We start from the raw sequence: 24,646 nt of genomic DNA on the forward strand, positions 1-24,646 counted from the left end.
GTCTCTCTCCTTGCGGTCGCGAGCGGCGCGGTGCGGGGCATCCCACGCCCTTGGCGGAGGGCGCGAACCCCGCGCGCGGCGCGGCTCGCGCAGCATTCCGGCGGTTCAGTAGCCGAGGTCGAAGGCCTCGGCCTCCAGCGCCATCAGACTGGCGGCGCCGGCCTGGATCGCCGCCGCGTGGCTGCGGGTGCGCGGCAGCAGGCGCTGGTAGTAGAAGCGCGCGGTGGCCAGCTTGGCGCGGTAGAAGTCCGCCTCGCCGCTGCCGGCGGCGAGCTTCGCCTGCGCCACCCGCGCCATGTCGGCCCAGAAGTAGGCCAGGCAGGCGTAGCCGGAATACATCAGGTAATCCACCGCCGCGGCGCCGACTTCCTCGCGGTCCTGCAGGGCCTTCATGCCCACCTGCATCGTCAGCTCGCCCCACTCCTTGTTCAGCGCGGCCAGCGGGGCGACGAACTCGGCCAGCGCCGCGTCGCCCTCGTGGGCCTTGCAGAAGCGGTGGACGATCCGGGTGAAGGCCTTGAGCATCTCGCCCCGGCTCATCAGCACCTTGCGTCCCAGCAGGTCGAGGGCCTGAATGCCGGTGGTGCCCTCGTACATCATGGCGATGCGGCTGTCGCGGGCGTTCTGCTCCATGCCCCACTCGGCGATGTAGCCGTGGCCGCCGAACACCTGCATGCCCAGGCTCGCGCACTCGAAGCCGACCTCGGTCATGAACGCCTTGGCGATCGGGGTGAGGAACGCCAGCAGGGTGTCGGCCTCCTCGCGGGCCGCCGCGTCCTCGTCGTAGCGCACCACGTCGACCAGTCGGGCGGCGTAATAGACCATCGCCCGGTTGCCCTCGGCGAAGGCCTTGATGGTCAGCAGCATGCGCCGCACGTCGGGGTGGACGATGATCGGGTCGGCCGGCTTGTCGGGCTCCTTCGGGCCGTTCAGGGCGCGCATCTGCAGGCGCTCGCGGGCGTACTTCAGCGCACCCTGGAAGGCCACCTCGGCGTGCGCCAGCCCCTGCAGGGCGGTGCCCAGGCGCGCGGTGTTCATGAAGGTGAACATGCACTTGAGGCCTTCGTTGGCCGGGCCGATCAGCCAGCCGGTGGCGCCGTCGAAGTTCATCACGCAGGTGGCGTTGCCGTGGATGCCCATCTTGTGCTCGATGGAGCCGCAGCCCAGCGCGTTGCGCGCGCCGAGGCCACCGTCCGCGCCGGGCAGGAACTTGGGCACGATGAACAGCGAGATGCCCTTGGTGCCGGGCGGCGCGTCGGGCAGGCGGGCCAGCACGATGTGCACGATGTTCTCCGCCAGATCGTGCTCGCCGGCGGAGATGAAGATCTTGGTGCCGCTGATCTTGTACGAGCCGTCGGCCTGGGGTTCGGCGCGGGTGCGCAGCAGGCCGAGGTCCGAGCCGCAGTGCGGCTCGGTCAGGCACATGGTGCCGGTCCACTCGCCGCTCACCAGCTTCGGCAGCCAGGTGGCCCGCTGCTCGGCGCTGCCGTGGGCCGACAGGGTGTTCATCGCCCCGTGAGCCAGCCCCGGATACATGCCCCAGGCCCAGTTGGCCTCGCCGACCAGCTCGCTGACCACCAGCCCCAGCGACTCCGGCAGGCCCTGGCCGCCGTACTCCGGCTCGTGGGCCAGGCTCGGCATGCCCAGCCCGACGTACTGGCGGTAGGCCTCCTTGAAGCCGCTCGGGGTCTTCACCCCGGAGGCCGACCAGATGCAGCCCTCGCGGTCGCCGACCCGGTTCAGCGGCGCCAGCACCTCCTCACAGAACTGCGCGGTCTGTTCGAGGATCGCCTCGACCACGTCCGGGGTGGCGTCCCGGCAGGCCGGCAGGCGCTGGTAGTGTGCCGGGTAGTCGAGCAGTTCGTCGCGCACGAAGCGCAGGTCGCGCAGGGGGGCTTTGTAGTCGGGCATGGCTTCGTCCTCTGAAAGCATCTGGCGTTCAGTGACAGTATGGCCCAAGGCCCCCGCCGGCAAGGGTTCAGCGGCGCAGCGCGGTCAGGTCGAGATGCGCGGCCACCGCCGCCGGGCTCGCCTGCGTCAGCCGCGGCACGCGGCCCAGGCAGGGCGCGCCCAGGCGCTCGGTGAGGGTGGCGAGGTTGTCGTCCAGGCGCGCGGTGGCCGGATCGACCACGTTGGCCACCCAGCCGGCCAGCGGCAGGCCGTCGCGGGCGATGGCCTCGGCGCTCAGCACCGCGTGATTGATGCAGCCCAGACGCACGCCGACCACCAGGATCACCGGCAGCTGCAGGGCCACGGCCAGATCGGACAGGCTCTCGCCCCCGGCCAGCGGCACCCGCCAGCCGCCGGCGCCCTCGACCAGACTGAAGTCGGCGCCGCGCGCCAGCACCCGTCGCACCGGCGGCAGCAGCGCGGCGACAGTCAGCTCGACGCCGACCTCGCGCGCCGCCAGGTGCGGGGCGATGGCCGGCTCGAAGGCGAAGGGGTTGACCTCGGCATAGTCCAGCGCCAGCGAGCACTCGCCGAGCAGCGCCAGGGCGTCGCCGTTGCGCAGCCCAGCTGCGGTGCGCTCGCAGCCGGAGGCCACCGGCTTGGCCGCCGCGGTGGACAGCCCGCGGCTACGGGCGGCGTGCAGCAGGCCGGCGGCGATGGTGGTCTTGCCGATCTCGGTGTCGGTGCCGGCGATGAAGAAGGCGGCGGTCATGGGGCGATTGTCCTCGCTATGCAGATAATCGTGCCTACGCTCCTGCGCGGGCACGCAGCCAGGGACGCTCCCGCGTCCCGGACGCAGGAGCGTCCGTAGAGTCTGGCCCCCACGCAGGAGCGTGGGAGCCATCATGCATCACGCCCGCCGCAACACCCCGTACACCACCTGCCAGCTGGCCGGCAGGCCGTGCTCGTCGCGGAAGCGCTCGTAGGCCTCGACCAACGCGCGCACCCGCGCGCGGCCGGTGAGGCCGCCGGGGCGGCCGGGATTGAGGTTGTGGGCGCCGAGGGCCTTGAGCTCGTGGGTCAGCTGGCGCAGGTCGGCGTAGTGCAGCACACGCCGCTCCGTCGCCAACTCGACCACTTCAAGACCGCAGGCTTCGCACAGCGCCCGGTAGTCCTCGAAGCGGCGGAAGCGGTTGACGTGGACGAAGCCGTCCACCGCCTGCCAGCTGCCCTGCAGCTCCTGCAGGGTGCCGACGCACAGGCTGCTGAAGGCCAGCACGCCGCCCGGCGCCAGCACGCGGCGCGCCTCGGCCAGCACGGCGGCGAAGTCCGCGCACCACTGCAGGGCCAGGCTGGAGAAGATCAGGTCGTGGCTGGCAGTGGCCAGCGGCAGGCGCTCGGCATCGCCACAGACGAAGCGGCTGGCGCCGCCCAGCGGGCGGGCGTGGCGCAGCATGCCCTCGGCGATGTCCACCGCGGTGCCGCTGGCCTGCGGGAAGCGCGCGGCCAGGGCGCGGCTGAAATGGCCGGTGCCGCTGCCCAGGTCGACCCAGCGATCCGGCACAAGGTCGCCCGGCAGGCGCGCCAGCAACTCGGCGCCGACCGCGCGCTGCAGCTCGGCGACGCTGTCGTAGCTGGCCGCGGCGCGGGAGAAGGAGGCGGCGACCTGGCGCTTGTCGGGCAGCACGCCCTGTGGATCGGTCATGGTCGTCCCCTCGATGGCGCACGGTGCGCCGCGCGCACCGGACAGAACCTCTCTGCGGCGCCCGTGGCGCGCCCTGTCAGGCTACGCATTCCCGGCCTCGCGGACGCCTTCGTCGATCAGCGTGGCCAGCGCCTGCGGCTGTTCGGCGACGCAGGCGTGGCTGCAGCCCTCCAGCACGTCCACCTCGCCGGCCGGCAGCAGGGCCAGCAGCGCCTCGGCGGCGCTCGCCGGCAGCAGCGCATCGGCCTCGGCCAAGAGGTGCAGTTGCGGGCCGGCGAAACTCGCCAGCGCGGCGCGGTTGTCCAGCGCGGCCAGCACGTCGAGGCCGGCGAGCAGGTGCGCCGGCTCCTGTGCCGGCAGGCCCTGCTGCAACTGGCGGCCCAGCGCGCGGGCGTCCACGCCGCCCTGGGCGCAGAGCATGGCGAAGCGCCTGAGGGTGGCGGCGGCATCCGCCGCGCAGCCGGCGCGGAAGGCGGCGAAAGTGGCGGCGGCCATGGCGCTCGGCCAGTCGTCGCGGGCAACGAAACAGGCGTTGCTGGCCAGGGTGACGAGGCCCTGGCAGCGCGCGCCGCGCCGGGCGGCCAGGGCCGTGGCGAGCATGCCGCCGAGCGACCAGCCGCCCAGCCAAGTGTCGGCGGGCAGGCGCGCGTCCAGCTCGTCCAGCCAGTCGCGGGGATCGGCGGAGTCCAGCGCCGGCAGCGCGACCAGTTCGGTCGACAGGCCCTGCCCGTTGAGGGCGGCGACCAGCGGTTGCAGGGCGGCAGGGCCGAGGCCCCAGCCGGGCAGCAGGATCAGTCGGCTCATGCTCATTGCTCCACGGGCGGCAGCAGGGCCTGGCACTCGCCCAGCGCATCGAGCAGGCGCTCGACCTGCGCGACGCTGTGCGCGGCGGACAGGGTGACGCGCAGCCGCGCGGTGCCGGCCGGCACGGTGGGCGGACGGATCGCGCCGACCAGGATGCCGCGCTCGCGCAGCAGGCGGGACAGCTCCACGGCGCGGGCGCTGTCGCCGATCAGCAGCGGCTGGATCGGCGTCGGGCTGTCCATCAGGGTCAGGCCCAGCTCAGCGGCGCCGGCGCGGAAGCGGGCGATCAGCGCAGCGAGGTGCTCGCGGCGCCAGCCTTCCGTGCGCAGCAGCTCCAAGCTCTTCAGGCTGGCGCAGGCCACCGCCGGCGGCTGGCTGGTGGTGTAGATGTACGGACGGGCGAACTGCACCAGGGTCTCGATCAGCTCCGCGCTGCCGGCGACGAAGGCGCCGGCGGTGCCGAACGCCTTGCCGAGGGTGCCGACCAGTACCGGCACCTCCTCCAGGCCCAGGCCGAAGTGCTCGACGATGCCGCCGCCGCTGGCGCCGAGGGCGCCGAAGCCGTGGGCGTCGTCGACCATCAGCCAGGCGCCTCGCGCCTTGGCCGTGGCAGCCAGCGCCGGCAGGTCGGCGAGGTCGCCGTCCATGCTGAACACCCCGTCGGTGACCACCAGGGTGTTGCCGCTCGCCTTGTCCAGGCGGCTGGCCAGGCTGGCGGCGTCGTTGTGCCGGTAGCGCGAGAAGCGCGCGGCGGAGAGCAGACCGGCGTCGAGCAGGGAGGCGTGGTTGAGGCGGTCCTCCAGCACGGTGTCGCCCTGCCCGACCAGCGCGGTGACCGCTGCCAGGTTGGCCATGTAGCCGGTGGAGAACAGCAGCGCGCGCGGCCGGCCGGTGAACTCGGCCAGCGCTTCCTCCAGGACGTGGTGCGGCTGGCTGTGGCCGATCACCAGGTGCGAGGCGCCGCCGCCGACGCCCCAGCGCTCGGCGCCGTCTAGCAGGGCGCGAACCACCTCGGGGTGGCTGGCCAGGCCCAGGTAGTCGTTGGAGCAGAAGGCCAGCAGCGGCTGGCCGTCGACCCGCACCTGCGGGCCCTGGGGGCTTTCCAGCAGCGGGCGCTGGCGGAACAGGTGCTCGGCGCGGCGGGCGGCGAGACGGGCGGCGAGATCGAATGTCATGGCGGTGCTCGGTGGATAACCGCGTTGCGGGTTATCCACCCTACGGGTTCGGCGGGCGTGTGGTGGACGACTCGCGACGCGATGGTTCACCACACGGGGATGGCGCACGGCGCCTCCCCTCTCGGGGTCAGACGGCGGCGGCGTCGTGGAACAGCGCGCTGTTGCGCTGCTCGACCAGCGCCTGCTCGATGGCCGCCTGGTGTACCTCGTCGGCATGCTCCTCGCGCGCTTCCGGCTTGATGCCCAGGCGCTGGAACAGGCGCATGTCGCGCTCGGCCTCCGGGTTGCCGGTGGTCAAGAGCTTCTCGCCGTAGAAGATCGAGTTGGCGCCGGCGAGGAAGGCCAGCGCCTGCATCTGCTCGTTCATCTGCTCGCGGCCGGCGGACAGGCGCACGTGCGACTGCGGCATGAGGATGCGCGCCACCGCCAGGGTGCGGATGAAGTCGAAGGGATCGACGTCCTCGGCCTCGGCCAGCGGGGTGCCCTGGACCTTGACCAGCATGTTGATCGGCACCGACTCCGGGTGCTCCGGCAGGTTGGCCAGCTGGATCAAGAGGCCCAGGCGGTCGTCCAGCGACTCGCCCATGCCGAGGATGCCGCCGGAGCAGATCTTCATCCCCGCCTCGCGCACGTAGCCGAGGGTCTGCAGGCGCTCGGCATAGGTGCGGGTGGTGATGATGTTGCCGTAGAACTCCGGCGAGGTGTCGAGGTTGTGGTTGTAGTAGTCGAGGCCGGCGTCGGCCAGGGCCTTGGTCTGCTCGGCGTCGAGGGTGCCGAGGGTCATGCAGGTCTCCAGGCCCAGCGCCTTGACGCCCTTGACCATCTCCAGCACGTAGGGCATGTCCTTGGCGCTCGGGTGCTTCCACGCCGCGCCCATGCAGAAGCGGGTCGAGCCGATGGCCTTGGCCTCGGCGGCGGCCTTGAGCACCTTCTGCACTTCCATCAGCTTCTCTTTGTCGAGGCCGGTGTTGTAGTGGCCGGACTGCGGGCAGTACTTGCAGTCTTCCGGGCAGGCGCCGGTCTTGATCGACAGCAGGGTCGACACCTGCACCTCGTTGGCGTTGAAGTGCTGGCGGTGCACGCCCTGGGCCTGGAAGATCAGGTCGTTGAACGGCTGGGTGAACAGGGCGCGGACCTCGTCGAGGGTCCAGTCATGGCGCAGGGAGGCGGTGGCACTCATCGGGCGGTGTTCCTTGTTATGGGGACAGCACACCCCTGCTAGAGTGGCGGGGCGGCACGGATGGCGCATCTTCACGACAGCTCGGGCAACTGTCAACTGCGAGGGATAGCATGGTTTACAAGTGGCCAAAAAGCGTGCAATCGCACCACTGGCAGCGCATCGCCGCCGCCCTGTCCCGCCTGCAGCCAGCGCGCTGCCTGCTCTGCGACGGCCCCGCCGACACCCGCCATGCCCTGTGCAGCGGCTGCCAGGACGACCTGCCCTGGCTCGCCACGCCCTGCAGCGTCTGCGCCCTGCCGCTGCCGGCGGCGGACCTCACCTGCCCGCGCTGCCTGCGCCGCGCGCCGGCCTTCGCGCGGGTCGAGGCGCCGTGGCACTACGCCTTTCCCCTCGACACCCTGATCAAGCGCTTCAAGCACCAGGGCGACTGGCCGCTGGGCCGCCTGCTCGCCGCGCTGCTCGGCGAACACCTGCAGCACGCCTGGCTGGAAGGCCTGCCCCGCCCCGACCTACTGCTGCCGGTGCCGCTGTCCGCACGGCGCCTGCGCCAGCGCGGCTTCAACCAGAGCGCCCTGCTGGCGCGCTGGCTGGGCGCGGCACTGCAGCTGCCGCAGCACGAGCACTGGCTGCTGCGCGTGCAGGACACCCCGGCCCAGCAGGGCCTCGACGCCGCGGCGCGCCGGCGCAACCTGCGCGGCGCCTTCGCCGTGGCCGCGGGCGCGGCCCTCGCCGGGCGGCATATCGCGCTGGTCGACGACGTGCTGACCACCGGCGCCACCGCCGAAGCCCTCGCCCGCCTGCTGCGCGGCGCCGGCGCCGCGCGGGTCGATGTCTACTGCCTGGCGCGCACCCCGGCGCCGGACTGAAGCCCGCGCGGCGCTGGGCTACGCTGGAGACAACGGCCGTCGGCCCGTCCAGTCCCCCATTCCCGCGCCGGCGAGGTGCAACCCATGAAGATCGTCCACTGCCGCGAGTGCCACCGCGAGGTCGAACGCCATGCCCGGGTCTGCCCGCACTGCCGCGCCGAGATTCCCGGCGAGGGCAAGTGGCTGCTGACCGCCAAGTACGGCCTGTTCTTCGTGATTCTCGCCGCGCTGGTCTACGTGCTGTTCAACTTCGCCGGCGGCTGAGCCGGCCGCCAGCGGGTACACTCCAGGGCCCTCGCCCCGGAGCCCGCCATGAGCCACCCCTTCGCCACCCTCACCCCCGACCTGGTCCTCGACGCCGTGGAGAGCCTCGGCCTGCTCAGCGACGCGCGGGTGCTGGCGTTGAACAGCTACGAGAACCGCGTCTACCAGGTCGGCATCGAGGGCGAGGCGCCGCTGATCGCCAAGTTCTACCGACCCGGGCGCTGGAGCGATGCGGCGATCCGCGAGGAACACGCCTTCGCCTTCGAGCTGGCCGAGCACGAGGTGCCGCTGGTGGCGCCGCTGCAGTACGCCGGCGACAGCCTGTTCGAGCACGCCGGGTTCCGCTTCGCGCTGTTCCCGCGCCGCGGCGGCCATGCCCCGGAGCCGGGCGATCTGGACCAGCTGTACCGCTTCGGCCAGTTGCTCGGCCGCCTGCACGCCATCGGCGCCAGCCGGCCGTTCGTGCACCGCGAGGCGCTGACCGTGGACAGCTTCGGCCGGCAGTCGCTGGCCACCCTGCAGGACGGCGGCTTCATTCCCCAGGCCCTGCGCGCCGACTACGGCGCGCTGGCCGAGACGCTGCTGGCGCGCCTCGATGCGCTGTTCGCCGGCGTGCCCCATCGGGCGATCCGCCTGCACGGCGACTGCCACCCCGGCAACCTGCTGTACCGCGACGAGCGCTTCCACATCGTCGACCTCGACGACTGCCGCATGGGGCCGGCGGTGCAGGATCTGTGGATGCTGCTGACCGGCGACCGCCACGAACGCCAGCGCCAGCTCGGCGAGCTGATCGACGGCTACAACGAATTCCACGACTTCGCCCCGCGCGAGCTGGCGCTGATCGAGGGCCTGCGCAGCCTGCGCCTGCTGCACTACAGCGCCTGGCTGGCGCGCCGCTGGGACGATCCGGCCTTCCCGCCGAGCTTCCCCTGGTTCGCCGGCGAGCACTACTGGCACGGGCAGGTGGCGATGCTTCGCGAACAGCTCGCTGCCCTCGACGAGGAACCGCCGCGCCTGTACTGACGGCGACTGTCAGCTGCGGCTGACAGTCATCGCCGCGCGGACCGGCACGCACGGCTCGCCGGTCGCCACGCCGGGAGCGTCCGGCACTAGAATGGTGCGTCGATTTCCTTAGCTTCCTAAAGATCGGAGCATCCATGCACAGCAACCCGCGCCGCGGCCTGGCCCTGGGCCTGACGGCCTATCTCATCTGGGGCCTGTTCCCGCTCTACTTCAAGGCCCTCGCGGCGATTCCCGCCCTCGAAATCATCGTCCACCGGGTGCTCTGGTCGGCGCTGTTCGGCAGCCTGCTGCTGCTGGCCTGGAAGCATCCCGGCTGGTGGCGCGAACTGCGCGAGCACCCGCGGCGCCTCGGCGTGCTGGCCGCCAGCGGCGCGCTGATCGCGGTGAACTGGCTGACCTATGTGTGGGCGGTGAACAATGGCCACATGCTCGAAGCCAGCCTCGGCTACTACATCAACCCGCTGATCAACGTGGTGCTGGCCATGCTGCTGCTCGGCGAGCGGCTGCGCCCGCTGCAGTGGCTGGCGGTTCTGCTCGCCGCCGCCGGCGTGGCCCAGCAGGTCTGGCAGCTCGGCAGCCTGCCGTGGATCTCCCTGGTGCTGGCGCTGACCTTCGGCTTCTACGGGCTGATCCGCAAGCAGGCGCCGGTCGCCGCGCTGCCCGGACTGGTGGTGGAAACCTGGCTGATGCTGCCGGTGGCGCTCGCCTGGCTGCTGCTGCATCCGGCCGCGCAGAGCGCCCAGCCCGGCTTCTGGAGCGACAGCCAGGCGCTGTGGCTGGCCGCCGCCGGCCCGGTGACGCTGATTCCGCTGATCTGCTTCAACGCCGCCGCCCGCCACCTGTCCTACGCCAGCCTGGGCTTCCTGCAGTACCTGGCGCCGACCCTGGTGCTGCTGCAGGCGGTGCTGCTGTATGGCGAACCGCTGCACGGCGCGCAGCTGCTGGCCTTCGGCTGCATCTGGCTGGCCCTGGCGGTGTTCAGCGTCGACAGCCTGCGCCTGCTGCGCCGCGCCGCCTGAGCCTTGCACGTTTTTCGTACAGTTGCCTGCAGGCCACGCCAGCCGTGGCCTGCAGGCAACTGCCCCGAGCTTGTCCACAGCCTGGCGCACGGCGAATGTGCATAAGAAGGTCGCCGCGCGCTGGACGAAAAATCGCCAGAAGCCCTGCAGGGCCCATGGCTGGCGGGCTCCGGAGATCGATACCGGAGTTGTCCACAGCCTGATCCCCGGCAACGGTGGACAACTGCCTGCCGCTCCCCGCCGCCGGCCCTGCTCAAAATTCGCTCACCCGCGGCAACGCCGCGCCGGCCGTGGCCTGCAACGAGCTGCACGCAGTTTGTCCACAGCCTCGTCCACCTTCGCAGTGGACAATCCCGCCTCGGCGCTACGCATTTGTCCACAGATACGCCGCACATTACCGATCAAAAAACCACCAGTCACCTGCAAGCCGCGCCGGCTCTGGCCTGCAGCCAGGACTCCAGAGCTTATCCACAGGCAGGCGCACGGTTGTCGTGCATAACTGGCGCACCGCTGGTCAAATTTCGATCAATACCGCGCAGACCGCATGGCGCCTGGGTTGCAGCCAGGTATGCAGGGCTTTTCCACAGGCAGGCGCAGGATAACCGGGGACAACTGCGCAACAGGCCGCCATCCCCGGCACGGCGCATCGCCCAGCCCCCGCCGCGACGGGCCGTCGACCTGTGCATAACCGCGCGCTTGAGCCTTGCGACGGAGTTTCCCACGACTTTTGTCGAAGCCGGCGCGCGCCTCGTACATTTATCCACCGGCTTAATGTAGTATCTCGCCGCGTGTACTACATGAAGGGCGTGGCTGCGATGACTCGCGGCTCCCAAGCAGAGTGAGGCAAACAATGACTGATCGCGTTCAAGCCGGTGGCCTGCAGGTCGCCAAAGTCCTGTTCGACTTCGTCAACAACGAAGCCATTCCCGGCACCGGCGTCAGCGCCGAGCAGTTCTGGAAGGGTGCCGATGCCCTGATCCACGACCTGGCTCCGAAGAACAAGGCCCTGCTGGCCAAGCGCGATGCGCTGCAGGCGCAGATCGACGCCTGGCACCAGGCGCGTGCCGGCCAGGCCCACGACGCCGCCGCCTACAAGGCCTTCCTGCAGGAAATCGGCTATCTGCTGCCCGAGCCCGCGGACTTCGCCGTCACCACCGAGAACGTCGACGACGAGATCGCCCGCATGGCCGGCCCGCAGCTGGTGGTGCCGGTGATGAACGCGCGTTTCGCCCTGAACGCCGCCAACGCCCGCTGGGGCTCGCTGTACGATGCCCTGTACGGCACCGACGCCATCCCGGAAACCGACGGCGCCGAGAAGACGGCCGGCTACAACCCGGTGCGCGGCGCCAAGGTCATCGCCTTCGCCCGTGACTTCCTCAACCAGGCTGCGCCGCTGGAAGGCGCCTCCCACGTCGACGCCACCGGCTACGCCATCGACGGCGGCAAGCTGGTCGTCAGCCTGGCCAACGGCGCCACCACCGGCCTGCAGAACCCGGCCCAGCTGATCGGCTTCCAGGGCGAGGCCGCAGCGCCCAAGGCCGTGCTGCTGAAGAACAACGGTATCCACTTCGAGATCCAGATCGACCGCAACAGCCAGATCGGCAAGACCGACGCGGCCGGCGTGAAGGACGTGCTGATGGAAGCCGCGCTGACCACCATCATGGACTGCGAGGACTCGGTCGCCGCGGTCGATGCCGACGACAAGGTCATCGCCTACAAGAACTGGCTGGGCCTGATGAAGGGCGACCTGGCCGAGGAAGTGGCCAAGGGCGGCACCACCTTCACCCGCACCATGAACCCGGACCGCGTCTACACCGCGGCCAACGGCGGCGAGCTGACCCTGCACGGCCGCTCCCTGCTGTTCGTGCGCAACGTCGGTCACCTGATGACCAACGACGCGATCCTCGACAAGGACGGCAACGAGGTGCCGGAAGGCATCATCGACGGTCTGGTCACCAGCCTGATCGCCATCCACAACCTCAACGGCAACACCAGCCGCAAGAACACCCGCACCGGCAGCGTCTACATCGTCAAGCCGAAGATGCACGGTCCGGAAGAAGCCGCCTTCACCAACGAGCTGTTCGGTCGCGTCGAGGACGTCCTCGGCCTGGCGCGCAACACCCTCAAGGTCGGCATCATGGACGAGGAGCGCCGCACCACCGTCAACCTCAAGGCCTGCATCAAGGCGGCCAGCGAGCGCGTGGTGTTCATCAACACCGGCTTCCTCGACCGCACCGGCGACGAGATCCACACCTCCATGGAAGCCGGCGCCTTCATCCGCAAGGGCGAGATCAAGGGCGCCAAGTGGATCGGCGCCTACGAGAACAACAACGTCGACATCGGCCTGGCCACCGGCCTGCAGGGCCACGCACAGATCGGCAAGGGCATGTGGGCCATGCCCGACCTGATGGCCGCCATGCTGGAGCAGAAGATCGCCCACCCGCTGGCCGGTGCCAACACCGCCTGGGTGCCGTCGCCGACCGCCGCCGCGCTGCACGCCCTGCACTACCACAAGGTCGACGTGTTCGCCCGCCAGGCCGAGCTGGCCAAGCGCGTGCCCGCCTCGGTGGACGACATCCTGACCATCCCGCTGGCGCCGAGCACCGACTGGTCGGCCGAGGAAATCCAGCAGGAACTGGACAACAACGCCCAGGGCATCCTCGGCTACGTGGTGCGCTGGGTCGACCAGGGCGTCGGCTGCTCCAAGGTGCCGGACATCAACGACATCGGCCTGATGGAAGACCGCGCCACCCTGCGCATCTCCAGCCAGCACATCGCCAACTGGCTGCGCCACGGCATCTGCTCCGAGGCCCAGGTGCGCGAGACCTTCGAGCGCATGGCCCTGGTGGTCGACCGGCAGAACGCGGGCGACCCGCTGTACCGTCCGATGGCGCCGAACTTCGAAAGCAACATCGCCTTCCAGGCCGCCCTGGAGCTGTGCATCGAAGGCGGCAAGCAGCCCAACGGCTACACCGAGCCGGTCCTGCACCGCCGTCGCCGCGAGTTCAAGGCCAAGAACGGCCTGTAATCCCCGGCCGGCAAGGATGCCGTCCTGCGGCAAGCGTCCCATGGCGCTTGCCGCCACGACGCGCCGCACTCCCTCGGGAGGCGGCGCGTCGTGCGTTGTGGCGCCCGCACGGTGGCCGCCACCCTGCCAACGGCCGATTGCCAGCGCCGGCCCCCGCGGTTAGCGTGAAGCCTGGGTACCTGACCGACCCGCTTCGGAGACCGCCATGCGCCGTTTACGTTTTCTCCTCGGCCTGCCCCTGCTGCTGGGCAGCGTCGCGAGCCACGCCGACAGCTGCCACAGCGTGCTGGAAGGCAGCCTGCCCGCCCTGCGCGGCAAGGAATCCATCGATTTGTGCCAGCGCTTCGCCGGCAAACCCCTGGTGGTGGTCAACACCGCCAGCCATTGCGGCTTCACCGGCCAGTTCGAGGGACTGGAAAGCCTCTACCAGCGCTACAAGGACCAGGGGCTGGAGATGCTCGGCGTGCCCTCCGACGACTTCCATCAGGAGGCCGACGACAGCGCGGAAACCGCCAGCGTCTGCTACGCCAACTACGGCGTCACCTTCAGCATGGCCGCCGCGCAGAAGGTCACCGGCGCCGAGGCCATCCCGCTGTTCCGCCACCTCGCCGCGCAGAGCGGCGCGCCGCGCTGGAACTTCTACAAGTACGTGATCGACCGCCAGGGCAAGGTGGTGGCCAGCTTCTCCAGCCTGACCAAGCCCGAGGACCCCAAGCTGCTGCGCGCCGTCGAACAGGCCATCGCCTCGACGCCCTGAATAGCGGCGCAGCGCCCGCGAGCGGCCAGGCCGGAGGCCGCCGCTCGCACACGGCTGCCGCAGATCATCCGCGGCGGCAGGCAGCCGTGCGAACATGAACGAATGCTCCCAGGAGAATTACAAGATGAGCAAGCACGATGCTTTCGCGGACGTCGGCAAGACCGCCGTGCTGCAGAACATCCAGGGCACCATGCACTTTCTGCTGCGCTATGCCCCGTTCAACCAGATGGAACTCGGCCACCTGGCACAGATGGTCGAGCAATGCCGGCTGCGCTTCTACGCCGCCGGCGATCCGGTGGTCGGCCCCGGCGACGGCAAGATCGAGCACGTCTACATCGTCAAGCAGGGCCTGGTGCTCGGCCAGCGTCCGGCGCTCAGCGGCGACGCCATGGAGACCACCCAGGAGATCGCCCCCGGCGAGTGCTTCCCGGTGGCGGCGATGGTCAGCGAACGGGCCACCCGCAGCCACTACATCGCCGCCGAAGACACCTTCTGCCTGCAACTGAGCCGCGCCGCCTTCACCCACACCTACAACCAGTCGGAAGCCTTCCGCGACTTCGCCCTGCGCGGGGTCAGCAGCCTGATGGGCCAGGTGCAGCAGCAGGCCCAGCTGCAGGCCGCGGAAACCCTCGGCGCCCAGTATTCGCTGGAGACCCAGCTGAACATCCTCGTCGCCGCCAACCCGGTGACCTGCCGCAGCGGCGTCAGCCTGCGCGACGCGGTGCGGCTGATGCACGAGCACCACGTCGGCAGCCTGGTGATGATCGACGACAACGGCTATCCGATCGGCATCTTCACCCTGCGCGACCTGCGCCGGGTGATCGCCGACGGCAGCGGCGACCTGCAGCAGCCGCTCGACGAGCTGATGACCCGCGACCCCATCCACCTGCCGCCGACCGCCACCGCCTTCGATGCGGCGATGATCATGACCCGGCGGCAGATCGCCCACATCTGCGTGGTGGAAAAGGGCCGGCTGATCGGCGTGCTCTCCGAGCGCGACCTGTTCTCCCTGCAGCGGGTCGACCTGGTGCAGCTGGCGCGCACCATCAGCGCCGCGCCCCGACTCGACACCCTGGTCGAACTGCGCGAGCAGATCGCCCACCAGATCGACAACATGCTCGCCCACGGTGCCAACCCGGAGCAGCTGACCAACATCCTTACCCTGCTCAACGACCACACCGTGGCGCGGGTCATCGAGCTGATGATCGAGGAACACGGCGATCCCGGCGTGCCCTTCACCTGGCTGGTGTTCGGCAGCGAGGGGCGCCGCGAGCAGACCCTGCTCACCGACCAGGACAACGGCATGCTGTTCGAGGCCGCCAGCATCGAGGAGGCCGAGCGGATCCGCCAGCGCCTGCTGCCGCTGGCGCGCCAGATCAACGAGGCCCTGGACCGCTGCGGCTTCGCCCTGTGCAACGGCAACATCATGGCCAGCAACCCGGAGCTGTGCCTGTCGCGTCAGGAGTGGCTGCGCCGCTTCGGCGCGATGATCCAGAGCCCGACCCGCGACAACCTGATGCACTCGTCGATTTACTTCGACCTGCGCCCGGTCTGGGGGCCGGGCGAAGGCTGCCGCCAGCTCCAGGAAGCGCTGCTGCAGATGATCGAGGGCAACGAGCTGTTCCAGCACATGATGGCGGCCAACGCCCTGCGCCATCCGCCGCCCATCGGCCGCTTCCGCGACTTCATCGTCGCCAGCCGCGGCGCCGAGAAGAACACCCTGGACCTCAAGGTGGAGGGCCTGATGCCCTTCGTCGAAGGGGTACGCATCCTCGCCCTGGCCCATGGCATCGACGAGTGCAACACCCTCGAACGCCTGCGCCTGCTCGGCGAGCGCGGCGTGCTCAAGGCCCAGGATGCCGCCGCCTACGCGGAGGCCTACCACTTCATCCAGCTGACACGCATGCAGCTGCACCAGCGCCAGGAGCGCGACGGCCTGCCCCTGAGCAACCGCCTCGATCCCGACACCCTCAACGAACTGGACCGGCGCATCCTGCGCGAATCCTTCCGCCAGGCCCAGCGCCTGCAGAACAGCCTGAGCGTGCGGTACCAGCTATGAATCCGATCTCAGCCCTGTTCGCCCGCCTGCAGCGCCGCCCGCTGCAGCTCGACGACCACCAGCGGCAGCGCCTGCAGGCCCTGCCGCCGCCGCCCCGCCTGGACGCCCCGCTGCAGGAGCAGCGCTTCGTGGTGCTCGATCTGGAAACCACCGGCCTGAACGTCAACCGCGACATCGTCATCTCGATCGGCGCGGTGACCATCGAGGCCGGCGCCATCGACATGGCCCAGCAGTTCGAATGCACCCTGCGCCGCCAGGTCGAGGTCAACGAGGCCGTGCTGATCCACGGCATCGCGCCCAGCGAGCTGGCCAATGGCGAGCCGCCGGCCGAGGCGCTGCTCAGCTTCATGGAGTTCGCCGCCGACAGCGTGATGCTGGCCTTCCATGCGCCCTTCGACCAGCGCATGCTGGCCCGCGCGCTGAAGAACGAGCTGGGCTATCGCCTGGAGCACCCCTTCCTCGACGTCGCCGATCTGGCGCCCATGCTGTTTCCCGAGGTGCTGACCCGGCGTGGCGGCCTGGATCACTGGATGAACTACTTCGGCATCGACATCGCCCAGCGCCATCACGCCTCGGCGGATGCGCTGGCCACCGCGGAAATCGCCCTGATCCTGTTTAACCGTGCCCGGCGCATGGGCATCGAGCGGGTCGACAAGCTGGCCGAACAGGTGCGCTGCTGGCAGCGCGCGCGCCAGGCCTCGCTCAACTCGATCTGATCCCCCGCGGGCTGCGCCAGCGCGCAGCCCGCAGATGCGCGGCGCGGTTCAGACACTGATGTGGTAGCGCACGGCGAACAGCTTCTTGAAGTCCTTGACGATGTGCAGGGCGTCGCGCAGCAGGTCGCGCTCCAGCTTGTTGAGCTGCTGCAGGTCGATGCCGTTGGGCATCGCGTCGCGCCCCTCGCCGCCGGCCTCGATCCGCCGCATCTGCTGGTCCAGGCGCAGCTGGATGAAGATCGACAGGGCCTCGCCGAGGTTCTCGCCCATGCTGCGGGTCATCTTGCCCTGCTCGACCAGCGCCTCGATGCGCTTGAAGGTGTTGGTCTCCAGGATACGCTGCTCCAGCGCCATGGTGCGCACCCCGTGGACGATGGGGAAGATGCCACCCTTCTTGATGTCCAGCGGCTCCTTGTCCTTCAGGTTGCCGAACAGGGTCAGCGGCGTGTCGAAGTTCAGCGCCGCGCGGGCGAAGTGCGAGAAGAACAGGTCGTTGCTGTGCACGCGGCGCAGGAAGGCGTTTCTCGCCACCTTGAACAGGGCGATGTTGCCGGCGATCGGCTTGCTGTCCACGGCGATCGCCAGGTTCATCACCGACAGGCCGTCGCAGCTGTGGCTCCACTGGGCCAGCTTGCGCGCCCACTCGTCGATCGAGTTCACCCACTCCGGGTTCGACACCATGATGTTGCCCGGGCAGGGCGGGAAGCCGAAGCTGATCAGGGTCTCGCTGAAGCGGCGCATGCAGTCCATCATCCCCGGCCACTCCAGGCCGTTGCGCACCAGCAGGGCATTGTCCTGGTCGGTCTTCATGATCTGCTCGCCGCGCCCTTCCGAACCCATCACGATCAGGCAGACGTGCGGGCGCATGTCGTTGGGAATGATCAGGTCGAACAGCTTGGAGATGATCCGCCCGTTCATCGCCGCCAGCAGCTCCATGGTGAAGCGGATCTTCACCCCGGTGGAGGTCAGCGCGCGGATCAGGTCGGTGAGCCCCTGCGCCGCTTCGCGCAGCTCCTCGACGCTATTGGCCCGCTCGACGCGCAGGCCGATGACGTGGGAGTGGCTGGAGAAGTGGCTGAGCACATCGGTCAGCTCGACGATACCGATCAGGGCGTGGTTGCCGTCCATGACCACCACCCGCTCGATCTGGTGCTGGGTCATCAGGATCAGCGCATTGAACAGGTAATCGTCGGGATCGGCGGTGATCAGCCGGTAGCTGGCGATCTCGCCGACATCGGTGTCCAGCGGCATCCCCTGCAACACCACCGCGTCGAGCAGGTCGGTCCGGGTCACCAGGCCGTAGCGGTTGCGCCGCTTCGCCAGCAGGCAGTCCGCCTTCGTCTCGCGCATCAGCCGGGTCGCCTCGTGCAGGCTGGTGCCCTCCGCGACGATCAGCGGCTCACGGATCATGCCGTCGCTGATCTTGGCAAGCATGAACTCGGCCATGTCCTGGCTCTGCCCGTGCTGGGCGACGATCTCCCGCTTGGCGCTGAGGTTCTGCTGGAAATAGTCGGCGAATAGCGGATTGCTGGCGATCAGCTCCAGCAGGATCCGGGTCGGCAGCAGATGGCAGGTGGTGTCCTCGGCGGCGACGAAGTTGTGGATCGCCACGCCATTGATTGCCGACCAGCCGCCGAAGTAGTCGTCATCCTCGTAGTGGACGAACACCTGCGGAGCCAGCGGCGCGCCCTGCGCATCGAACTCGCCCAGCTCGCCTTCCGCGACCCGCCCCCGGGACACGATGAAGACCCCCTGCGGAGGCTTGCCCGCCTCGATGATCACCTCGCCGCGCCGGAAGTCGACGCTCTGCAGGTGCTCGTTCAGCAGGGCCTGCTCGCGAGCGTCCAGCAGGCTGAAAGGCAGGTTGTCCATCTTGAACGCCTCGGACATGACACGCTCTCCATTTCAATTATTGTTCTGGCCGGGCGCACGAAGCGGCAGGCCTGCTGGCTCCCTCGCCACCCCGCAGACTAGCGGATGCGTCGGCATGATTGAAGGCGCGGCGGCCGGAGATGTCGGAGTCGGCGCCGGATACTCGGTACTTGCCGGCTCACTGGCCCGGCGCGGCGACCTGCAGACCGTTGCCGGTGCAGACGGCCTGATAGAGCGGAGCGTCCACATCCAGCTCGGTCAGGGTCTCGAACTTCGCCTGGCCGGCCTCATTGAGCAGGAACATCGCCTTCTCGGCGCAGAGCATCTGGTAGGTGCCGCTCTTGACCGTGGAGATCAGGTGCTGCTTCTCGAAGCGATACAGCACGAAGCGGGCAACCCGCCCCTGGCTGGTCTCCTCGATCTGCGCATTGGCGCCATCGAGCACCGTATAGACCAGCGGCATGGGGAACTGCATGGTCCAGGGACGCCAGAGCATCTCGCCCTTCTCGCTCGCCACGACCACCGAGCCGGCCGGCAGGCGCGCCTGCTTGGAGTCGAACCAGGTGTATTCGTAGTGGATGGTGTAGGCCAGCATGCCCAGGCCGGCAAAGGCCGGAATGGTCCATGCCGGCAACCACTTGCGGGTCAGGGAACGCAGCAGCAGCGCAATCCCCGCTCCCGCCGCAGCGGCACAGAGTGCGGCAACCAGATGCCAGATCATAGGTAACTTCCTCAAAAAAATCGGGCTTCCGAATGGAAGCCCGATATTCACATCAACCCTGGTTCAGAATTAACACCTGATTTCGGGCCATATTGTCGCTTAGTGGTCAAGCGCGGCGCCAGCACCCTTCGGAGTACGCACGCTCTCCACCAGATCCTGCACAGCCTTCGGCGGAGCCTCGCTGGCCAGGGATACGGTGTAGGCCACGGCGAAGTTGATGATCGCACCCACGGAGCCGAAGGCTTGCGGGGAGATACCGAACAGCCACTGATCCGGAGTGTTGGCGAAGGTCGCGGTGCCCGGAATGAAGAACCAGCCCAGATACAGGAAGATGTAGACGATAGTGGTCAGCAGACCGACAACCATGCCTGCGATCGCGCCCTTATCGTTCACGCGCTTGGAGAAGATACCCATCATCAGGGCCGGGAACAGGGTCGCGGCAGCCAGACCGAAGGCCAGTGCCACTACCTGCGCCGCGAAGCCCGGAGGATTCAGGCCCAGCCAGGTGGCCAGCAGGATCGCAGCGGCCATGGACAGACGCGCGGCGAGCATTTCGCTCTTCTCGCTGATCTTCGGATTGATCAGGGTCTTGATCAGGTCATGGCTCACCGCCGAGGAGATGGCCAGCAGCAGACCGGCAGCGGTGGACAGCGCAGCGGCGATGGCGCCCGCGGCGATCAGACCGATGACCCAGGACGGCAGGTTGGCGATTTCCGGGTTGGCCAGCACGATGATGTCGTTGTTGACGGTCAGCTCGTTGCCGCTCCAGCCACGCTCCTGAGCGGTCGGGGCGAACTTGGCGTTGGCGTCGTTGTAGAACTGCACGCGGCCATCGCTGTTCTTGTCTTCCCACTTGATCAGACCGGTTTCTTCCCAGGTCTTCACCCACTGCGGACGCTCTTCATAGGCCAGAGCCGGAGCCTCGGCACCCTGCGGGTACACGGTGGTCATCAGGTTCAGGCGCGCCATGGAGGCCACGGCCGGAGCGGTGAGGTACAGCAGGGCGATGAAGATCAGGGTCCAGCCGGCGGACCAGCGAGCATCGGCCACCTTCGGTACGGTGAAGAAGCGGATGATCACGTGCGGCAGACCGGCGGTACCGATCATCAGCGACAGGGTGAACAGGATCATGTTCAGCTTGTTGTCGGCGTCAGCGGTGTAGGCCGCGAAGCCCAGATCGGTGACCACGGCATCCAGCTTGGCCAGCAGCGGCTCGCCGGACTCGACGTGGGTACCGAGCATGCCGAACATCGGGATCGGGTTGCCGGTCAGCTGGAAGGCGATGAACACCGCCGGGATGGTGTAGGCGATGATCAGTACCACGTACTGGGCCACCTGGGTGTAGGTGATGCCCTTCATGCCGCCGAATACCGCGTAGGCGAACACCACGGCTGCGGCGATCCAGATACCGGCCGAGTTGCTCACTTCGAGGAAGCGGGAGAAGGCGATACCGGCACCGGCCATCTGGCCGATCACGTAGGTCACGGAGATCAGGATCAGGCAGACCACAGCGGCGAGACGCGCGCCACGGCTGTAGAAGCGGTCACCGATGAAGTCCGGTACGGTGAACTTGCCGAACTTGCGCAGGTAGGGTGCCAGCAGCATGGCGAGCAGCACGTAACCGCCGGTCCAGCCCATCAGGTAGACCGAAGTGGAGTAGCCGCCAGCCGCGATGATGCCGGCCATGGAGATGAAGGACGCCGCGGACATCCAATCGGCCGCGGTGGCCATGCCGTTGGTGACCGGGTGTACGCCGCCACCGGCAACGTAGAACTCCTTGGTCGATCCGGCACGGGCCCAGACCGCGATACCGAAGTAGAGAGCGAAGGATGCCCCTACGAATAGCATGTTGATTACAAATTGGCTCATGCTGGCTTACTCCTCAACGCCGAATTCTTTGTCCAGCTTGTTCAGCCGCCACGCGTAGTGGAAGATGATCGCGATGAACGTGATGATCGAGCCCTGTTGAGCGAACCAGAAGCCCAGGTCCGCCCCGCCGACCGAAATATTCATCAGCATCGGGCGCAAGAGGATGCCAAAACCATATGAAACCAGAGCCCATACCACCAGGCTCCAGGTGATCAGGCTAACGTTAGCCTTCCAGTACGCAGCAGCATTCGCTTTATCGTCTGCCATCGTTGTTCTCCATTGTTTTATTTTTATTGCAGGTGAAAAAATTCACAGGCTGAATCTAGCAAAGGGGTCACGTAAAAAGAAAGTCCCGACTTTAGTCTGAAGGAAGGCCCGCCACACAGTTTCCGGCAGGCCGGCGCATAGCACTCCTTCAGCCCTGGCGCGGTCTGCAACGGCGTGTGTGGCGGCATGACCATCCCGATGGACGCCGCCCTTCGCTACGGCAAAGCGCGGCAAGCACAACCACAGCAGACAAGCTCCCGCTCCTGGGCCACCGGTCCGCGGCGGCAAACCGCCGCCACAGAGCCGACCCTCGCGCCCGACCAGCACCTCTGGCCCCTGCCTCCAGAGCTTGTCAGCGCCCGCCAGCAGCCAGCCTGCACGGCCTCAAGAGCAGCCAGTCTGGAGAGTTGGAAGTTACTGCGCCGGCCGTCATCCATAAAAAATTAATATAAAACCAAGTTAAATGCCCGAAAAAAGAAAATATGTAAGCCAGCATTCAACCCACCTAAAAAAAGCACTACCAGCCAAAAAAATAATTACATAAAACCGAGCATAGAATTAGAAAATAATCGCTCGACAGAATGCACACACAATAAAAGCCACACAAAACCAGTGCCTTATTGGTCAGCCCCTACCGGCCGCCGGCAAACGGCGGCCATGGCACGCCAGCCTGTTACACTGCGCGCCCCTTGTTGCCATGCAGATCCGCCGCCGTGACCGACGCCTTCTCCACCCTGCCGCTGCCCGCCAGCCTGCTCGACAGCCTGAACGCGCTGGGCTACCCGCACATGACGCCGATCCAGGCCGCCAGCCTGCCGGCGATCCTCGCCGGTCACGACCTGATCGCCCAGGCCAGCACCGGCAGCGGCAAGACCTGCGCCTTCGCCCTCGGCCTGCTGGCGCCGCTCAACCCGCGCTATTTCGGCTGCCAGGCGCTGGTGCTGTGCCCGACCCGCGAGCTGGCCGACCAGGTCGCCAAGGAAATCCGCCAGCTGGCCCGCAACCTGGGCAACATCAAGGTGCTGACCCTGTGCGGCGGCGTGCCCTTCGGCCCGCAGGTCGGCTCGCTGGAGCATGGCGCGCATGTGGTGGTCGGCACCCCGGGGCGGGTGCTCGAACACCTCAACCGCGGCAACCTCAAGCTCGACGGGCTCAACCGCCTGGTGCTCGACGAGGCCGACCGGATGCTCGACATGGGCTTCGTCGACGCCATCGCGGCGATCGTCGAGCAGACTCCCGAGCGCCGGCAGACCCTGCTGTTCTCCGCCACCTACCCCGAAGGCATCGAGCGCCTGGCGGCGCGCTTCATGCGCCAGCCGCAGCGCGTCGCGGTGGCAAGCCAGCACGACCAGAGCGTGATCGAGCAGCGCTTCTACGAGGTCGACCCGCAGCAGCGCATGGACGCCGTGGCGCGCCTGCTGCTGCACTTCCGCCCGGCGTCCAGCGTGGTGTTCTGCCAGACCAAGCAGCAATGCCAGGAGCTGGCGAGCCTGCTCGATGCCCGGAAGATTTCCGCACAGGCCCTGCACGGCGATCTCGACCAGCGCGAGCGCGACCAGGTGCTGGCGATGTTCGCCAACCGCAGCTGCTGCGTGCTGGTGGCCACCGACGTGGCCGCCCGCGGCCTTGACATCGACGGCCTCGAAGCGGTGATCAACCTGGAGCTGCCGCGCGATCCGGCGATCCACGTCCACCGCATCGGCCGCAGCGGCCGCGCCGGCGCCAAGGGCCTGGCGCTGTCGCTGGTGGCGCCCGCCGAGGCCCACCGCGCCAACGCCATCGAGCAGCAGCAGGGCGGCGCGCTGCAGTGGGGCAACCTGGAGCTGCTCAAGGATCGCGGCGAGCCGCGCCTGCTGCCGGCGATGACCACCCTGGGCATCAACGGCGGGCGCAAGGACAAGCTGCGGCCCGGCGACATCCTCGGCGCGCTGACCGGCGAGGACGGCCTGCCCGGCAGCGCCATCGGCAAGATCGCCCTGTACGACTTCAACGCCTATGTCGCCGTCGAGCGCGAACTGGCGCCGGCCGCCCTGCAGCGCCTCAGCGAGCGCAAGGTCAAGGGCCGCCACTTCAAGGCGCGGATTCTCTGAAGTCGCGCCCGGCCCCGCGCCGGCAGCCCGCGCGGCGGCGCTTTGCTAACATGCGCGCTCCGTTCGCCAGCCTGAGAGTTCCCCCGTGTCCAGTCCCGATGTCGTGATCCTGGGAGCCGGCGCCGCCGGCCTGATGTGCGCGCTGACCGCCGCCGGCCGCGGCCGCCGCGTGCTGGTGCTCGACCACGCCAACAAGGCCGGCAAGAAGATCCTCATGTCCGGCGGCGGGCGCTGCAACTTCACCAACCTGTACACCGAGCCGGGCGACTTCCTCTCCCACAACCCGCACTTCTGCAAGTCGGCGCTGGCGCGCTACACCCAGTGGGACTTCCTCGAACTGGTCGGCAAGCACGCCATCCCCTACCACGAGAAGAAGCTCGGCCAGCTGTTCTGCGACCACAAGGCCAGCGACATCCTGCAGATGCTGCTGGACGAGTGCCGCGAGGCCGGCGCCGAGATCCGTCTGGATACTGCCATCGAACGGATCGAGCGCGATGACGCCGGCTACCGGCTGGCCACCAGCGCCGGCGAATTCGCCTGCCGCTCGCTGGTGGTCGCCACCGGCGGCCTGTCGATCCCCACCCTCGGCGCCAGCGGCTTCGGCTACCAGATCGCCCGCCAGTTCGGCCATAACGTGCTGCCGACCCGCGCCGGGCTGGTGCCCTTCACCGTCACCGAGCCGCAGCTCAAGGCGTTGTGCGCCGAGCTGTCCGGCACCGCCGTGGACTGCCTGGTCAGCTGCAACGACAAGAGCTTCCGCGAAAACCTGCTGTTCACCCACCGCGGCCTCAGCGGCCCGGCGATGCTGCAGATCTCCTCCTATTGGCACAGCGGCGATGCGCTGGAAATCAACCTGCTGCCCGATCGCGACGCGCTGGACTGGCTGAGCGGCCAGCAGGCCGAACGGCCGAACATCGAGCTGAAGACCCTGCTCGCCGAGGTGTTCACCAAGAAGATGGCCGGCCTGCTCTGCGAGCTGTGGTGGGCCAGCAAGCCGCTCAAGCAGTACACCCCGGGCGAGCTGCAGGGCATCGCCGCGCAGCTGTCCGCCTGGCGGCTGGTGCCGGCCGGCACCGAGGGCTACCGCACCGCCGAGGTGACCCTGGGCGGGGTGGACACCCGCGAGGTGTCGTCGAAGACCATGGAGTCGCAGAAATCGCCGGGGCTGTACTTCGTCGGCGAAGTGCTGGACGTCACCGGCCACCTCGGCGGCTTCAACTTCCAGTGGGCCTGGGCCTCCGGGCACGCCGCCGGAGAAGTGGTCTAGCCCCTCCCATCACGCGCGACAGCCTGTCTACAATGGGCCCACCGAGCCCGTTCCCCGTCATGGCAGGCTGTCCC

At 68.6% G+C, this 24,646-nt stretch carries 20 protein-coding genes; 10 read left to right on the top strand and 10 right to left on the bottom strand.

Features of this window, described 5'->3' with window-relative positions; genetic code table 11:
- Nucleotides 1-105: 105 nt before the first annotated feature.
- From BLU22_RS02530 to bioB, 6 genes are all read right to left on the bottom strand, one after another.
- The gene (locus BLU22_RS02530; protein WP_090211878.1) at nt 106-1,911 is read right to left on the bottom strand and encodes an acyl-CoA dehydrogenase C-terminal domain-containing protein; all 1,806 of its coding nucleotides are present in this window, start codon (nt 1,909-1,911) and stop codon (nt 106-108) included.
- Nucleotides 1,912-1,978: 67 nt separating this feature from the next.
- Nucleotides 1,979-2,662 (bottom strand): dethiobiotin synthase, encoded by a 684-nt coding sequence (bioD, locus tag BLU22_RS02535; protein ID WP_090211879.1) that lies wholly within the window; start codon nt 2,660-2,662, stop codon nt 1,979-1,981.
- A gap of 138 nt (nt 2,663-2,800) precedes the next feature.
- Entirely contained in the window at nt 2,801-3,595 is a 795-nt protein-coding gene (bioC, locus tag BLU22_RS02540) for a malonyl-ACP O-methyltransferase BioC (RefSeq protein WP_090211881.1), read from the bottom strand.
- 81 nt (nt 3,596-3,676) lie between these two features.
- The gene (locus BLU22_RS02545) at nt 3,677-4,399 is read right to left on the bottom strand and encodes an alpha/beta fold hydrolase (RefSeq protein WP_090211883.1); all 723 of its coding nucleotides are present in this window, start codon (nt 4,397-4,399) and stop codon (nt 3,677-3,679) included.
- Nucleotides 4,400-4,401: 2 nt separating this feature from the next.
- Complete coding sequence (gene bioF / locus BLU22_RS02550; RefSeq protein WP_090211885.1) at nt 4,402-5,574, bottom strand: 8-amino-7-oxononanoate synthase; 1,173 nt, start codon at nt 5,572-5,574, stop codon at nt 4,402-4,404.
- A 127-nt stretch (nt 5,575-5,701) separates the two neighbouring features.
- Nucleotides 5,702-6,754 carry a biotin synthase BioB gene (gene bioB / locus BLU22_RS02555; RefSeq protein ID WP_090211886.1) on the bottom strand — a complete coding sequence of 351 codons (1,053 nt, stop codon included), beginning with the start codon at nt 6,752-6,754 and terminating at the stop codon, nt 5,702-5,704.
- Nucleotides 6,755-6,864: 110 nt separating this feature from the next.
- Here bioB and BLU22_RS02560 point away from each other — a divergent pair, with 110 nt between their 5' ends.
- The 8 genes from BLU22_RS02560 (at nt 6,865) to BLU22_RS02595 (ending at nt 16,486) form a co-directional block, all read left to right on the top strand.
- Nucleotides 6,865-7,620 carry a ComF family protein gene (locus BLU22_RS02560; RefSeq protein WP_157718959.1) on the top strand — a complete coding sequence of 252 codons (756 nt, stop codon included), beginning with the start codon at nt 6,865-6,867 and terminating at the stop codon, nt 7,618-7,620.
- 84 nt (nt 7,621-7,704) lie between these two features.
- Entirely contained in the window at nt 7,705-7,884 is a 180-nt protein-coding gene (locus BLU22_RS02565) for a hypothetical protein (protein WP_090211887.1), read from the top strand.
- Nucleotides 7,885-7,932: 48 nt separating this feature from the next.
- Nucleotides 7,933-8,907: a serine/threonine protein kinase gene (locus BLU22_RS02570; RefSeq protein WP_090211888.1), complete on the top strand. Its 975-nt coding sequence runs from the start codon at nt 7,933-7,935 to the stop codon at nt 8,905-8,907.
- Between the two features lie 134 nt (nt 8,908-9,041).
- Entirely contained in the window at nt 9,042-9,926 is an 885-nt protein-coding gene (gene rarD / locus BLU22_RS02575; RefSeq protein ID WP_090211890.1) for an EamA family transporter RarD, read from the top strand.
- Nucleotides 9,927-10,776: 850 nt separating this feature from the next.
- Nucleotides 10,777-12,954, top strand: a complete 2,178-nt coding sequence (locus BLU22_RS02580; protein ID WP_090211891.1) for a malate synthase G — start codon at nt 10,777-10,779, stop codon at nt 12,952-12,954.
- A 205-nt stretch (nt 12,955-13,159) separates the two neighbouring features.
- Complete coding sequence (locus BLU22_RS02585; RefSeq protein ID WP_090211893.1) at nt 13,160-13,711, top strand: glutathione peroxidase; 552 nt, start codon at nt 13,160-13,162, stop codon at nt 13,709-13,711.
- 124 nt (nt 13,712-13,835) lie between these two features.
- Nucleotides 13,836-15,770, top strand: a complete 1,935-nt coding sequence (locus BLU22_RS02590) for a putative nucleotidyltransferase substrate binding domain-containing protein (protein WP_090211894.1) — start codon at nt 13,836-13,838, stop codon at nt 15,768-15,770.
- The gene (locus BLU22_RS02595) at nt 15,767-16,486 is read left to right on the top strand and encodes a 3'-5' exonuclease (RefSeq protein ID WP_090211896.1); all 720 of its coding nucleotides are present in this window, start codon (nt 15,767-15,769) and stop codon (nt 16,484-16,486) included. The genes BLU22_RS02590 and BLU22_RS02595 overlap by 4 nt, the downstream gene beginning before the upstream one ends.
- 48 nt (nt 16,487-16,534) lie before the next feature.
- Here the strand turns inward: BLU22_RS02595 and BLU22_RS02600 are convergent, their stop codons facing one another.
- The 4 genes from BLU22_RS02600 to BLU22_RS02615 all read right to left on the bottom strand — a co-directional run bounded on the left by BLU22_RS02600 (nt 16,535) and on the right by BLU22_RS02615 (nt 21,215).
- Complete coding sequence (locus BLU22_RS02600; RefSeq protein WP_090211897.1) at nt 16,535-18,376, bottom strand: putative nucleotidyltransferase substrate binding domain-containing protein; 1,842 nt, start codon at nt 18,374-18,376, stop codon at nt 16,535-16,537.
- A gap of 160 nt (nt 18,377-18,536) precedes the next feature.
- Nucleotides 18,537-19,079: a hypothetical protein gene (locus tag BLU22_RS02605; RefSeq protein WP_090211899.1), complete on the bottom strand. Its 543-nt coding sequence runs from the start codon at nt 19,077-19,079 to the stop codon at nt 18,537-18,539.
- A gap of 99 nt (nt 19,080-19,178) precedes the next feature.
- Nucleotides 19,179-20,948, bottom strand: a complete 1,770-nt coding sequence (locus tag BLU22_RS02610; RefSeq protein ID WP_090211901.1) for a sodium:solute symporter family protein — start codon at nt 20,946-20,948, stop codon at nt 19,179-19,181.
- 6 nt (nt 20,949-20,954) lie between these two features.
- A complete protein-coding gene (locus tag BLU22_RS02615; RefSeq protein ID WP_090211902.1) occupies nt 20,955-21,215 on the bottom strand; it encodes a DUF4212 domain-containing protein in 261 nt (86 codons plus the stop codon).
- Between the two features lie 713 nt (nt 21,216-21,928).
- On the opposite strand from BLU22_RS02615, the gene dbpA reads away from it, so the two are divergent.
- Both dbpA and BLU22_RS02625 read left to right on the top strand, forming a co-directional pair.
- Nucleotides 21,929-23,305, top strand: a complete 1,377-nt coding sequence (dbpA, locus tag BLU22_RS02620) for an ATP-dependent RNA helicase DbpA (RefSeq protein WP_090211903.1) — start codon at nt 21,929-21,931, stop codon at nt 23,303-23,305.
- An 85-nt stretch (nt 23,306-23,390) separates the two neighbouring features.
- On the top strand, nt 23,391-24,572 hold the full coding sequence (locus BLU22_RS02625; protein WP_090211905.1) for a BaiN/RdsA family NAD(P)/FAD-dependent oxidoreductase: 1,182 nt from the start codon (nt 23,391-23,393) through the stop codon (nt 24,570-24,572).
- Nucleotides 24,573-24,646 lie beyond the last annotated feature (74 nt).

Source organism: Pseudomonas guangdongensis (assembly GCF_900105885.1).
In the GTDB taxonomy this organism is placed as follows: Bacteria; Pseudomonadota; Gammaproteobacteria; order Pseudomonadales; family Pseudomonadaceae; genus Geopseudomonas; species Geopseudomonas guangdongensis.